The organism is Bacillus sp. 9.4, assembly GCF_055486415.1.
In genome coordinates this window covers 114,374-127,285 of the sequence record NZ_JBVFMU010000004.1, presented here as the reverse complement: position 1 = coordinate 127,285, position 12,912 = coordinate 114,374, and the positions used below count along the sequence as shown (strand labels likewise).

The window sequence follows — 12,912 nt, the reverse complement described above, 5'->3', positions numbered from 1 at the left end:
ACAGATCCTTACATAAGAGAGGAGACTCTATGAAATCGCTGCTGGCTATTTATCCCGGTTCGATTGTGTCTGAGGAGCTTTGCATAAGGGAAGGCTGTCTATGTTTTTTTGATGAGAGCAATCAGAGATATATCTCCATTCCGAAAACAGAGATCAGTGAAAAAGAAGTATTGGTGCTGCAGGCATTTTTGACGCCTGCGGATGAGGGCAATCAAATGTCTATGAAATCACCTGAGGAAAACAAGTGGTTTTCGTTCCTTTTTTCCAGAGGGGAATTGCCGGCGTACATAAAGAAACGGACGAGATTTGTTCACTTTCATTTGTTCGGCAAAATAGAAAGGACGTCCTTTACGGAAGCGGTTCGCCATTTTTGGCCGGTGTCTTTTGTGATTGTGTGGATCCATGAGGACAGAGGCGTGATTGTCGAGCAGGAAAGTGAAGCGGCGGCGGAGAAGGGCGAACTGGAATCGCTCGCAAAGGTTCTTGAAAGTGATTTCTACTTCAGTGTCCGTTTTTACGCCGGAAGATTTTACGAGCCGGATGAGTGTCTGCGAAAACATTATGCTCGTGAACAGGCGTATTTCCTGTTTGCTGAAAAACGGCTGCCTCAGGTGCAGAGTGTGACCTTTGAGATGATCTTTCCTTTTCTATTATTAGAAACAGAAAAAGAAAAACTGGAAACGCTGCTCTCTGAAGAAGCTGAGCTTTTATTTGGAAGTGAAGCTGAGCTAAGGAAGACCATTAAGCTGTTTATTGAAAACAACTCAAACGTCACATTAACAGCGAAAAAGCTGCATCTGCATCGCAACAGCCTGCAATATCGGATTGATAAATTTATTGAGCGGTCAGGGATAGATATCAAATCGTACAAAGGCGCGCTTCTTGCCTATTTTATCTGCCTGCAAAATGAAAGTTCAGAATAAATTGGAAATATGCACGAAAAATGGCTGGGTGATTTTATGAACGCTGCCCATTTTAGCGAGAGGGAATTGCTGTTACACTCAATATAAGAAAGCGTTTACAATAACAAAGGGGGATGTTAGATGGCTGAATTGCGGATGGAGCATATTTATAAATTTTATGATCAAAAGGAACCGGCGGTTGATGACTTTAACCTTCATATTGCCGATAAGGAATTTATCGTATTCGTCGGCCCGTCCGGCTGCGGGAAATCAACGACGCTGCGAATGGTCGCAGGACTTGAAGAAATTTCGAAAGGCGATTTTTATATTGAAGGAAAACGGGTTAATGATGTAGCGCCAAAGGACAGGGATATCGCGATGGTATTTCAGAACTACGCGCTCTATCCGCATATGACGGTCTACGATAATATCGCGTTCGGGCTCAAGCTTCGGAAAATGCCAAAGCCTGAAATCAAAAAAAGAGTAGAGGAAGCTGCTAAAATTCTCGGGCTGGAGGAATATTTGCACCGTAAACCGAAAGCGCTGTCAGGCGGACAGAGACAGCGGGTCGCGCTTGGGAGGGCAATCGTGCGGGATGCAAAGGTGTTCCTGATGGATGAGCCTTTGTCAAACCTAGACGCGAAGCTGAGGGTGCAAATGCGGGCGGAAATCATTAAGCTCCACCAGAGATTGCAAACTACTACGATCTATGTGACACATGACCAGACAGAAGCGCTGACGATGGCGACACGGATCGTAGTCATGAAAGATGGGAAAATTCAGCAAATCGGGACGCCGAAGGATGTATACGAGTTCCCTGAAAACGTCTTTGTCGGCGGGTTTATCGGATCACCGGCGATGAACTTTTTCAAAGGGAAGCTCACGGATGGCTTAATCAAAATCGGTTCTGCGGCATTAACCGTCCCGGAAGGAAAAATGAAAGTGCTGCGTGAAAAAGGCTACATCGGCAAAGAGGTCATCTTTGGCATCCGTCCTGAGGATATACATGATGAATTGATTGTCGTCGAATCATATAAGAACTCTTCGATTAAGGCGAAAATCAATGTTGCAGAGCTGCTCGGTTCTGAAATCATGATTTATTCGCAGATCGACAACCAAGACTTTATTGCGCGGATCGACGCCCGCCTCGATATTCAATCGGGCGATGAACTGACGGTTGCATTTGATATGAATAAAGGCCATTTCTTTGACAGTGAGACAGAAGTGAGAATTCGATAAGATCAAAAAAACCGGACATGGGGATGTCCGGTTTTTTGCTATTGAAAATCTCAGAATCAAACCGATGAAAAAGGAGGAAGAAATAGACAGAAAGCAGGAGAACGATGAAACGATTGTTTTTAAGCATCTTTCTTTTGGGCAGCTGTTTGGTTCTTGCGGCTTGCGCTGATCAAGAGGCGAATGCAGAGCAGCCGATGCCAAAAGCGGAACAAAAGAAACCGGAAAAAAAGGCAGTACAAGTTCAGAAAAAAGAAGACGATACATCCGTATGGATCAAAACAGAGAAACCGGCAAAGCTGCCGATTTTGATGTACCACAGCATTTCTTCAGGAAACAGCCTCCGTGTGCCAAAGAAAGAATTCGAGGCGCATATGAAGTGGCTTCATGATAACGGCTATCAGACATTAACGCCGAAAGAGGCATATCTCATGCTGACGCAGGATAAAAAACCGAGTGAGAAGTGCGTGCTGATCACATTTGATGACGGGTACACCGACAATTATCAAGATGCGTATCCGGTGCTGAAAAAGTACGGGATGAAGGCAACGATTTTTATGATCGGCAAATCGATCGGACATAGGCACCATCTGACAGAGGAACAAATGAAGGAAATGGCACAGCACGGCATATCGATTGAAAGCCATACGATTGACCACCTTGAGCTGAACGGATTAACGCCTCAACAGCAGCAAAGCGAGATGGCTGATTCGAAAAAGCTGTTCGACAACATGTTTCATCAGCAAACCTCCCTCATCAGCTATCCGGTAGGGCGCTACAACGAGGAGACGCTGAAGACCGCTGAAAAAACAGGCTATCAAATGGGCGTGACGACAGAACCGGGCGCGGCTTCAAGAGACCAGGGAATGTATGCCCTCCATCGTGTGCGCGTGTCCCCAGGCATGTCAGGCTCGGCTTTTGGTGCGTACATCGAATCAATGAAATAAAAAAAGGCGGCGTTTAATCGCCGCCCCCTCCGCCGCCACAGCCGGAATCGCTGAAACCTCCGTCACTGCTGCATCCATCATGGTGTGAGCCGTTGTCTGAATAACCGAAATACCCGCTGTCCGCCTGCTGGCGGCTTTTATTTTCCGATGGCTGCGGCTGAATGACTGAAAGAAAAACAATAATAGATATAAACAATAAGATGATCACAATCACTTCGCGTCACTCCCTTTTTTCACCATATCTGTTATACGGATGAAACGCTGACCGGTTTCATTTCAAAGTGATCGATTCTTTCAGGCGGTCTCTGAGCCAGCGCTTCAGCACCCCATGTCCTTTGTTTGACAATAAAGTGCCGACACGCCAATACATAGGGGGATGAGGAGCGAACTGAAAATCAATCAATCTGAAAAACCAGCTTTTATCACGGGTGAGAGAATCAATTTGAAGCTCGTCTTCACCTGCTTCAGAGCTGTAGGCACTTTGTTTCTGTATGTCCTCATCCTGCCGAACCGCCAAGATTCTCAAGGCTTCAGCCATTTGTTTGTAACCGCCCCCCAGCAATGATGCGCCAAGGTTGTCAGCACGCACCTCCATCCATTGTGAACAAAAGGATTGATAGAGCTGGAACAGGATAATGATTGCCATAATGAAAGCCCAAAGCGCAATTTTGTGGGCCTCGGGGTGGGTGATATGCTGCTCAAACAAGAGGAAAATCCCAACGACAGCTCCAAGAAATAGAAAACGCAAAAGCTGTGATGACAGAACGTCACGTTTTTTGATATGAATTGCCTCATGGGCCAGAATGCCTTCGATGACACGCTGTGGAAGTGTTAGTGTGGCGCTTGTCAGGATGACCATTGACCTCCCGACATTCATGCCTACTGCCATTCCGTTGTAATCATCACTCTCCGTTTCGTATATGCGGACATGGGAAATGCCGGCCGATCGGAAAATCTTATCGGCCGCTGCCTGTACATGCGGATGATGACAAGGCTTGGCGTCCATTGCCGCCCGCAACACACGGTCTGACATATACATGTTGAATACCCAATACAGGATTACGGCAACAGCCATGACCCATGGAGAGGCGTGTAATGCGTATAACGCGAGCACCAATAAGGCGTAAGCGGATACCCCTTTTACGCTGGCGGCAAAATAAAGCTTCCCGAGCAGCCGCTTCACATTTTTTCTATGATAAAACGGCAAAACAGAAATCACATTGTCCACATTGTTTTCTGCATCTGTGTATTCCTGGAGAATTGTTTTCCATTTTTGCGGTTCCTTCACCGTCAGAAACAGTGTTTCGCCGGGAAGAGACAGTTTAATGACTTGCTGAAAGCTTGTTGTCAAATCTAAACGGGATGAATACATCGTCAGAAGCGGATGGAGCTTTAAGAGATCTGCTGTTGATTCAAGCTGAATGTCCTTCAAATCGGAAAGCGGGTATGTACGGGTTTCATAGTGTGAGCTGATATGCAATTTTTCTAAGGCAGCTGAATAAAAAACCTTTACGCTGAAAACATTCAGTATACGCTTCACCAGTGCCCCTCCGCCGGAGATCATGCCGAGAAGGATCACATATTTGAGAGGGCTTGTGTCAGGTCCATAGATGAAAAAAATGACAGCCCCTGCAAACACAATGGCGGTCAGCGTAATGTCTGACAGGAGGCGTGTTTTGTTTTTGGCAAGCTCGATTTCCTGCCAGTCTCCCGAAGGTTTTTCCGCACGCTCTGAAACAATGAGATCCATTGCAGTCCAATAGCAGAAGAACATTGTCGCGATTGAGACAATGCCGTCCATGAATGAGAGATGAGAGAAGATATAAACTGCAGCGCCGACCCAAAGCACAATATCAATCCAGAAGTCTACGGCCGGAATGAGTTTTGCTGCCAGGGCTGATATCAAATAAAATCCCAGCCCGAGAAGCATAAAGAGAAATAGATGAGTTCCCATAGGCATGCCATATTCCTTTCTATCTAGTATTTCCAACTATTACTATAGCATGAGGCGGGAACTTGCAAAAACATGGACATGCAAAAAAGCAAGCTCTTTCGTTTGACGAAGAACTTGCTTGCGGGGATCAATAAAACTGGTGCAGCAGCAATAAGGTTAAGGATACTGTGATCGCTCCCCCGATGCGGGTAGATACCTGGGCGAACGGCATCAACTCAAGCCTTTCAGCGGCGCTTAAAATGGCAACGTCACCCGTACCGCCTTGTCCAGAATGGCACGCATTGATAATGGCGGTTTCAATCGGATACATGTTCAGCCATTTTCCAGTGAAGAAGCCAACGGCCATCATGGTCACAACGACAGACAGAATCGTAATAATATTGCTGAGGTTAAAAGCGGCGACAAGCTTGTCCCACGGCGTCATGGATACCCCAATCGCAAAGAGAAGCGGGTAGGTCACAGCTGTTGAAAAAAAGCGGGACACTCCAAACGCGCCATTTTCAATTGAGGCAGGCACCAATCTGAACAGCTTGATTAGAACAGCCAGTAACAGCATGGCAACGGGTGCCGGAAAACCGAAAAAATCGTGAGCGAGCATGCCGACTAAGTATAAAGAAACAGCAAGGATACCGCCTGACGCAAATAAAGAAAGGTTGAACATTTGCTGTCCGCTTTGTGATTCCTCCAGCGCAGGGGACTCTTCTTCGGAGCGGTCCACTTTGCCGTTGCCTGTCCATTCCGGTTTTTTCTTTCCGATTCGGTTCAGCAATCCCGCTAGAATAATCGCGCACAAGCTGCCCAGCATAATCGATGGCAGAACAAGTGCAAACGCTTCCCCTTGAGAAATGGGCATGATGTCAGAATATCCGATGGACAGCGGGATAGCGCCTTCTCCGACTCCTCCAGCCATGATCGGAATGACAATGTACAGCAGGGTATGCTGAAATCCGAGTCCGAGCAATGTCCCGACAGCCAGTCCGACAATAGCGGCTGTGACAGAACCGACAATAAGCGGAATAAAGATTTTCATGAATGCTTTTACGAGTGTTTCTCTTTTCATGCCGAGAATGCTTCCGACGACAATACCGGCGATAAACAAATATAGAAAGTTTGAGTTTTCTGTAAATTCTGTGGTGGATTTGACGATATCATTAGGCAGCAGGTGATAGTACACGACAGCGGACGGAATAAAAGTAGCTAGGATGGCCGGACCGCCGATAGAACGAACAATCGGTATCGATTTGCCGATTTGGGCAAAGGTAAATCCGAAAAACGCCATGACGGCAATGGATGTCAAAATGTCACTTTTTACATCGTGATGCATAACAAAAACAGTGATTAATATAAACAGCAAGGCATACACAGGAAGCGGTATGATGCCTACTTTTATATTCATGGCTTTCGCAAACCAATTCTCTTTTCGAACCCCTTCGTGAATTGTATCCGTTTGCAATTGCATGTGTGTTTGAAGCTCTCCCATTGAAAAACCTCCCCTATTCTTGATGCAGTGAAATTGTTCACTATGTTAAGTATACTAAAAAATTGAAATTATTAATATATTAAAAATTTACTATTCAACTTTTCTCCACTTGCCGGTTCAAATGAAAAGAGGCATCCTGCCTAAAATCTGTTTATGACGGAGTGCGGAGAAACGAGTGCTGGTGCAGGGCAAGCATTTTGTTCGCAAGGAACGATGTGTTGATGTACGATAATAAAGGGTCATTTATCCTAGCAGCCGACATAAATAAGCAACAAAATAGACAAAAATCCGTCACATAGTGCGGGACTTTTTAGGTATTTTAGGCTTTATTTTTGAAATGAATCGTTGTAAAGTACTTAATATGAACCAGTCAGAGATTGTGTCATTTGGTCAGTCTGGCAATCTTGCATCATATTGGCCGACTTTTTGACACATTTGTGAAATATTGAACAATATTTTTTTCGTCTATTTTGTGAATTACTGATCAAAGTCTCGGTTCTATTTGTGAAGTAGTGAGCAAATTAACAGTTTTAACCGGAAATGGAGGAGAAAGCATGAGTGAATTGGTATTAGCCCGCATACAATTTGCATCAACAACGTTGTTTCACTTCTTGTTTGTGCCGATGTCTATCGGGCTTGTGTTTATGGTTGCGTTGATGGAGACTCTTTATCTTGTAAAGAAAAATGAGCTGTATCTCAAAATGGCAAAGTTTTGGGGACACTTATTCTTAATAAATTTCGCAGTCGGTGTTGTAACGGGGATTTTGCAAGAATTCCAGTTTGGACTGAACTGGTCTGATTACTCCCGTTTTGTCGGAGATGTATTTGGCGCTCCCCTTGCGATTGAAGCATTATTGGCGTTTTTCATGGAATCTATTTTTATCGGATTATGGATTTTTGGCTGGGACCGCCTGCCGAAGAAAATTCACGCTCTCTGCATATGGCTCGTATCATTCGGAACGATCATGTCATCTTTCTGGATTTTAACAGCAAACTCCTTTATGCAGGAGCCGGTCGGTTTTACGATCAAAAACGGCCGCGCGGAAATGAATGATTTTGGCGCGTTGATTACAAACCCTCAGCTTTGGGTTGAATTCCCGCACGTTATTTTTGGTGCGCTTGCCACTGGAGCTTTCTTTATTGCCGGAGTGAGTGCTTTTAAACTGCTGAAGAAAAAAGAAGTGCCGTTCTTTAAGCAATCTTTTAAACTCGCAATGATCGTCGGCCTTTGTGCAGGTCTTGGCGTCGGCCTTAGCGGACACATGCAGGCTGAGCACTTGATGGAATCACAGCCGATGAAAATGGCTGCCAGTGAAGGTCTATGGGAAGACAGCGGTGACCCTGCTGCTTGGACCGCTTTTGCGACGATCGATACAAAAAATGAAAAAAGCTCAAATGAAATCAAAGTTCCTTATGCCTTGAGCTACTTGGCTTATCAGAAATTCAGCGGAAGTGTCAAAGGGATGAAAACCCTTCAGGCTGAGTACGAAAAAATATACGGAAAAGGCGACTACATTCCGCCAGTGAAAACGACATTCTGGAGCTTCCGCATCATGGTAGGAGCAGGTGTTGTCATGATTCTTGCTGCGTTAGGCGGCCTTTGGTTAGACCGCCGCAAAAAGCTTGAAAACAGCAAATGGTATTTGCGCATCATGATCGCGTTGATTTCCTTCCCGTTTCTTGCGAACTCCGCGGGCTGGATTATGACAGAAATCGGACGTCAGCCTTGGACGGTTATGGGGTTAATGACAACCGCTCAATCTGTGTCACCTAACGTAACAGCGGGCTCCTTGTTATTCTCAATCATCGCATTCGGTGTGATGTACATGATTCTTGGTGCACTGCTTGTCTTCTTGTTTATCCGTGAGATTAAAAAAGGTGCGGAGCATAGTGATCATCATGATGTTCCTGTATCAACAGATCCATTTAGTCAGGAGGTATACCATGGCATCTCTTCATGATCTTTGGTTTATACTCGTTGCCGTATTGTTTGTAGGTTTCTTCTTTTTGGAAGGCTTTGATTTCGGGGTCGGCATGGCGACCCGTTTTCTTGGCCATAATGAATTAGAACGCAGAGTGCTGATCAACACGATCGGGCCGTTCTGGGACGCGAATGAAGTGTGGCTTTTGACTGGCGCAGGCGCCATTTTCGCGGCATTCCCAAACTGGTATGCAACGATGCTGAGCGGTTATTACATTCCGTTTGTCATAGTGCTGCTTGCGTTAATGGGCCGCGGGGTCGCGTTTGAGTTCCGCGGCAAGGTGGATCATTTAAAATGGGTAAAGGTTTGGGACTGGGTCGTTTTCTTCGGCAGTCTGATTCCTCCGTTTGTGCTTGGTGTGCTGTTCACGACATTATTCCGCGGGATGCCGATTGATGCCGACATGAACATTCGCGCACATGTATCTGATTATATCAATGTATATTCTATACTTGGCGGTGTGACGGTAACACTTCTTTGCTTCCAGCATGGATTAATGTTTATCACGCTGCGTACGATTGGTGATTTGCAAAACCGCGCCCGGAAAATGGCGCAAAAGATAATGGGTGTTGTTTTTGTAGCGGTTCTTGCCTTCGCGGCCCTTTCTGCGTATCAGACAGACATGTTTACACGCCGCGGCGAGATTACCATTCCGCTCGCTGTTTTGATTGTCATCTGCTTTATGCTCGCGGCTGTATTTATTCGTAAGAAAAAAGACGGCTGGACATTTGGGATGACAGGCGCTGGTCTGGCGCTGACCGTGGGAATGATCTTTATTTCCCTATTCCCTCGCGTAATGGTCAGCTCGCTTCATAGCGCATACGATTTAACAGTAGCTAACGCTTCTTCCGGAGATTATTCGCTTAAAGTCATGTCAATTGCAGCATTAACGCTATTGCCGTTCGTCATCGGCAGCCAGATATGGAGCTATTATGTCTTCCGGAAGCGCGTCAGCCATAAGGAGCCTATGACTTATTAATGGGAAAAGACCTGTTTCGATATAAAGGAATGAAGCGGATTCTCACCGTGATTACTTGTTTAACGCTGATTCAGACAGCCGCCATTATTATGCAGGCAGAGTGGCTGAGTGAGGCTGTAACCGGACTGTTCAACGGGAAGGGCATTACCTCCCTTTTTCCGGTGATCGGCTTTTTCCTCATCGCTTTTATCGCCCGGCACGGGGTGACGGTGGCGCGACAGAAAATCGTCTATCAATACGCCGCCCGGACAGGAGCAGATTTGAGAAAAAGTTTTCTTGATCAGCTGTTCCGATTAGGCCCCCGCTTTGCAAAGAAAGAGGGGACGGGGCAAATGGTGACGCTGGCGATGGAAGGCATCAGCCAGTTCCGCCGCTACCTGGAGCTGTTTCTGCCGAAAATGGTCAGCATGGCGATTGTGCCTGCGGCGGTTGTCATTTATGTGTTTTTTCAGGATCGGACATCAGCCATCATTTTAGTCGCTGCTATGCCGATTCTGATCATCTTTATGATTCTCCTCGGCCTTGTCGCGCAGAGAAAAGCGGATCGTCAGTGGAAATCCTATCAGAGACTTTCCAATCATTTTGTTGATTCTCTTCGCGGGCTGGAGACATTGCGTTTCCTAGGTTTGAGCAAGTCACACAGCAAAAATATTTTCTATGTGAGTGAGCGGTATCGCAAGGCAACGATGAGCACACTCCGGGTGGCGTTTTTGTCATCATTCGCCCTCGATTTTTTCACGATGCTGTCGGTGGCGACAGTCGCAGTATTTCTGGGCCTGCGCCTTATTGACGGCGATATTTTGCTTGGCCCCGCTTTAACGGCTCTTATTCTGGCGCCTGAGTATTTTTTGCCGGTGCGGGAAGTGGGGAATGATTATCATGCAACACTGAACGGCCAGGAAGCAGGAAAAACCATTCAAGAGATTTTGTCGCAGCCAGGTTTTAAAGAAGAGACGCCGCTTCAGCTTGAGGCTTGGTCCGATCAGGATGAGCTGAAGCTGTCAGGCGTGTCAGTCGGCCGCTCGGTGTTTGATATTCATCTCTCATTCAAAGGCAAGAAAAAAATCGGCATTATCGGTGCAAGCGGCGCCGGAAAATCAACATTAATTGATATTCTCGGCGGATTTTTAGAGCCGGATGGCGGGATGATTGAGGTTAATGGTACAAGCCGGTCCCATTTGCAGGACGGCAGCTGGCAGAAGAACCTTCTTTACATCCCTCAGCATCCGTACATTTTTGATGACAAGCTTGGGAACAACATTCGCTTCTACCATCCAAGCGCTTCGGCAGAGGATACAGCCCGTGCTGCTGCTGCGGCGGGACTGGCGGAGCTGGTGGATAGCCTTCCTGAAGGATTAGAGGGGCGGATCGGGGAAGGCGGCCGGGCGCTCAGCGGCGGCCAGGCACAGCGTGTCGCGCTGGCCCGCGCCTTTTTGGGAAACCGTCCGATCCTGCTGCTGGATGAGCCGACCGCCCATCTTGATATCGAAACAGAATATGAAATAAAAGAAACGATGCTGGATTTATTTGAGGATAAGCTCGTCTTTCTCGCGACTCACCGCCTTCACTGGATGCTCGATATGGACGAAATTATCGTGCTGGACAGAGGCAGGGTTGCGGAAATCGGGACTCACAATGAACTGCTGGAGAAAAACGGTGTGTATACCAAACTCGTGAAGGCACAACTGGGGGAAAGAGCATGAAGAAAGAAGAATGGATTTTGCCGTATATCAAGCAAAATGCCCGCCTGTTTGTTCTGGTTATCTTTTTGGGCGCGGTGACGATTTTTTCTGCTGCTTTTCTCATGTTCACCTCAGGTTTTTTGATTTCTAAAGCGGCGACAAGGCCGGAAAACATTCTGCTCATTTATGTGCCGATTGTCGCTGTGCGCACCTTTGGGATTGCGCGGTCTGTGTCGCGATATGTGGAACGGCTCGTCGGGCATCACATCATTTTGAAAATCGTATCCGACATGCGCGTCCGCCTTTACAATATGCTTGAGCCGGGTGCTTTGATGCTGCGTTCCCGTTTTCGCACGGGGGATATGCTCGGCATTTTGTCTGAGGATATTGAGCATTTGCAGGATGCATTCTTAAAAACGATTTTTCCTGCGATCTCAGCCTTGCTCCTGTATGCTGTGTCAGTGATAGCGCTCGGCTTCTTCTCTTGGCCGTTTGCCATATTGCTTGCGCTGTATTTGTTTGTTCTTGTTGTATTGTTTCCGGTTGTGTCTTTGCTCGTGACGAGAGCGAAGAATGCGAAGCTGAAAAGCGGACGGAATGTGCTGTACAGCCGTCTGACAGATGCTGTGATGGGTGTCAGCGACTGGATGTTCAGCGGACGCCGGCATGCTTTTATTGATGCTTATGAAAAAGAGGAACATGATTGGTTTGAGCTTGAACGGAAAAAACAACGCTTTACAAGATGGCGGGACTTTGCTGCGCAATGCCTTGTCGCCGGCCTTATTTTGCTGATGCTGTTTTGGACAGCGGGACAGCAAGCGGACGGCGAGCTCGCTAAAACGATGATTGCCGCTTTTGTGCTAGTGGTGTTTCCGTTGACGGAAGCCTTTTTGCCGCTTTCGGATGCCTTAGGCGAAGTGCCGGGCTATCAGGATTCTATCAGACGCATGAACAAGGTGGCTCCTCAGCTGGAGGCGTCACAAACTGAATCAGGGGATCAAATGCTCGATCTTCAAGATGTCACCTTGGTCTTTCGTGATGTGACGTTTTCTTATGATAACAGCAGCCAAGTGCTGCACAACTTTTCCTTTACGCTGCGCCAAGGAGAAAAAATGGCGCTGCTCGGCCGATGCGGCTCTGGGAAATCAACATCGCTTGCATTAATAGAAGGCGCCTTGAAACCGGACTCCGGTTCTGTGACGTTAAACGGAGTGGAGACAGCGCTGTTAAAGGATCAGATTGCGGATGCGGTGGCCGTGTTAAATCAAAAACCGCACCTGTTTGATACAAGTATTTTGAACAACATCAGGCTCGGAAACGGAGAAGCAAGCGACGAGGATGTGCGCCGCGCCGCAAAGCAGGTCAACCTGCATGACTACATTGAGTCATTGCCTGATGGATATCATACCTCTGTACAAGAAACCGGCATCCGTTTTTCCGGTGGAGAGCGCCAGCGGATCGCACTTGCGAGGATTTTGCTGCAGGATACACCGATCATCATCCTCGATGAGCCAACAGTCGGCCTCGATCCTATTACCGAACGTGAATTGATGGAAACGGTGTTTGAGGTGCTGAAAGGAAAAACGATTTTATGGATTACCCACCATCTCGCGGGAGTGGAAGCGGCTGATAAAATCGTATTTCTCGAAAACGGCAAAACAGAAATGGAAGGAACCCATGAGGAGCTTCTGGCGGCAAACGAACGGTACAGCCGCCTGTATCACCTTGATGTTCCTGTAAAATAGAAGAC

The 12,912-nt window shown here is 46.9% G+C and carries 10 protein-coding genes; 7 read left to right on the top strand and 3 right to left on the bottom strand.

Going from position 1 to position 12,912, the window contains the following annotated elements:
* Positions 1-29: 29 nt before the first annotated feature.
* The 3 genes from ACZ07B_RS16415 (at position 30) to ACZ07B_RS16405 (ending at position 3,085) form a co-directional block, all read left to right on the top strand.
* Positions 30-923, top strand: coding sequence for a PucR family transcriptional regulator (locus ACZ07B_RS16415; protein WP_019712848.1), 894 nt, complete (start codon positions 30-32; stop codon positions 921-923).
* 120 nt (positions 924-1,043) lie between these two features.
* Positions 1,044-2,141 carry a maltodextrin ABC transporter ATP-binding protein MsmX gene (msmX, locus tag ACZ07B_RS16410; RefSeq protein ID WP_003242648.1) on the top strand — a complete coding sequence of 366 codons (1,098 nt, stop codon included), beginning with the start codon at positions 1,044-1,046 and terminating at the stop codon, positions 2,139-2,141.
* A 104-nt stretch (positions 2,142-2,245) separates the two neighbouring features.
* Entirely contained in the window at positions 2,246-3,085 is an 840-nt protein-coding gene (locus tag ACZ07B_RS16405) for a polysaccharide deacetylase family protein (protein WP_217017293.1), read from the top strand.
* A 13-nt stretch (positions 3,086-3,098) separates the two neighbouring features.
* Here ACZ07B_RS16405 and ACZ07B_RS16400 read toward each other — a convergent pair whose 3' ends face one another.
* The 3 genes from ACZ07B_RS16400 to cimH all read right to left on the bottom strand — a co-directional run bounded on the left by ACZ07B_RS16400 (position 3,099) and on the right by cimH (position 6,519).
* Complete coding sequence (locus ACZ07B_RS16400) at positions 3,099-3,299, bottom strand: hypothetical protein (protein WP_024571471.1); 201 nt, start codon at positions 3,297-3,299, stop codon at positions 3,099-3,101.
* Between the two features lie 57 nt (positions 3,300-3,356).
* Positions 3,357-5,045 carry a M56 family metallopeptidase gene (locus ACZ07B_RS16395; protein WP_217019986.1) on the bottom strand — a complete coding sequence of 563 codons (1,689 nt, stop codon included), beginning with the start codon at positions 5,043-5,045 and terminating at the stop codon, positions 3,357-3,359.
* 121 nt (positions 5,046-5,166) lie between these two features.
* Positions 5,167-6,519 (bottom strand): citrate/malate transporter CimH, encoded by a 1,353-nt coding sequence (gene cimH, locus ACZ07B_RS16390; protein WP_003227271.1) that lies wholly within the window; start codon positions 6,517-6,519, stop codon positions 5,167-5,169.
* 554 nt (positions 6,520-7,073) lie between these two features.
* Here cimH and cydA point away from each other — a divergent pair.
* The 4 genes from cydA to cydC are packed head-to-tail and all read left to right on the top strand — an operon-like array spanning position 7,074 to position 12,907.
* A complete protein-coding gene (gene cydA / locus ACZ07B_RS16385) occupies positions 7,074-8,480 on the top strand; it encodes a cytochrome ubiquinol oxidase subunit I (protein ID WP_217019988.1) in 1,407 nt (468 codons plus the stop codon).
* A complete protein-coding gene (cydB, locus tag ACZ07B_RS16380) occupies positions 8,464-9,480 on the top strand; it encodes a cytochrome d ubiquinol oxidase subunit II (protein WP_217019990.1) in 1,017 nt (338 codons plus the stop codon). Before cydA ends, cydB begins: the two co-directional genes overlap by 17 nt.
* Positions 9,480-11,183, top strand: coding sequence for a thiol reductant ABC exporter subunit CydD (gene cydD, locus ACZ07B_RS16375; RefSeq protein ID WP_217019991.1), 1,704 nt, complete (start codon positions 9,480-9,482; stop codon positions 11,181-11,183). Before cydB ends, cydD begins: the two co-directional genes overlap by 1 nt.
* Complete coding sequence (cydC, locus tag ACZ07B_RS16370; RefSeq protein ID WP_464877439.1) at positions 11,180-12,907, top strand: thiol reductant ABC exporter subunit CydC; 1,728 nt, start codon at positions 11,180-11,182, stop codon at positions 12,905-12,907. Before cydD ends, cydC begins: the two co-directional genes overlap by 4 nt.
* The last annotated feature ends 5 nt before the right edge of the window (positions 12,908-12,912 follow it).

Excerpts from the sequence above, each read along its gene's own strand:
- cydD (WP_217019991.1), top strand. The coding sequence starts at position 9,480 with ATGGGAAAAGACCTGTTTCGATATAAAGGAATGAAGCGGATTCTCACC.
- cydB (WP_217019990.1), top strand. The coding sequence starts at position 8,464 with ATGGCATCTCTTCATGATCTTTGGTTTATACTCGTTGCCGTATTGTTT.
- ACZ07B_RS16405 (WP_217017293.1), top strand. The coding sequence starts at position 2,246 with ATGAAACGATTGTTTTTAAGCATCTTTCTTTTGGGCAGCTGTTTGGTT.
- cydA (WP_217019988.1), top strand. The coding sequence starts at position 7,074 with ATGAGTGAATTGGTATTAGCCCGCATACAATTTGCATCAACAACGTTG.
- cimH (WP_003227271.1), bottom strand. The coding sequence starts at position 6,519 with ATGGGAGAGCTTCAAACACACATGCAATTGCAAACGGATACAATTCAC.
- msmX (WP_003242648.1), top strand. The coding sequence starts at position 1,044 with ATGGCTGAATTGCGGATGGAGCATATTTATAAATTTTATGATCAAAAG.
- ACZ07B_RS16395 (WP_217019986.1), bottom strand. The coding sequence starts at position 5,045 with ATGCCTATGGGAACTCATCTATTTCTCTTTATGCTTCTCGGGCTGGGA.
- cydC (WP_464877439.1), top strand. The coding sequence starts at position 11,180 with ATGAAGAAAGAAGAATGGATTTTGCCGTATATCAAGCAAAATGCCCGC.
- ACZ07B_RS16415 (WP_019712848.1), top strand. The coding sequence starts at position 30 with ATGAAATCGCTGCTGGCTATTTATCCCGGTTCGATTGTGTCTGAGGAG.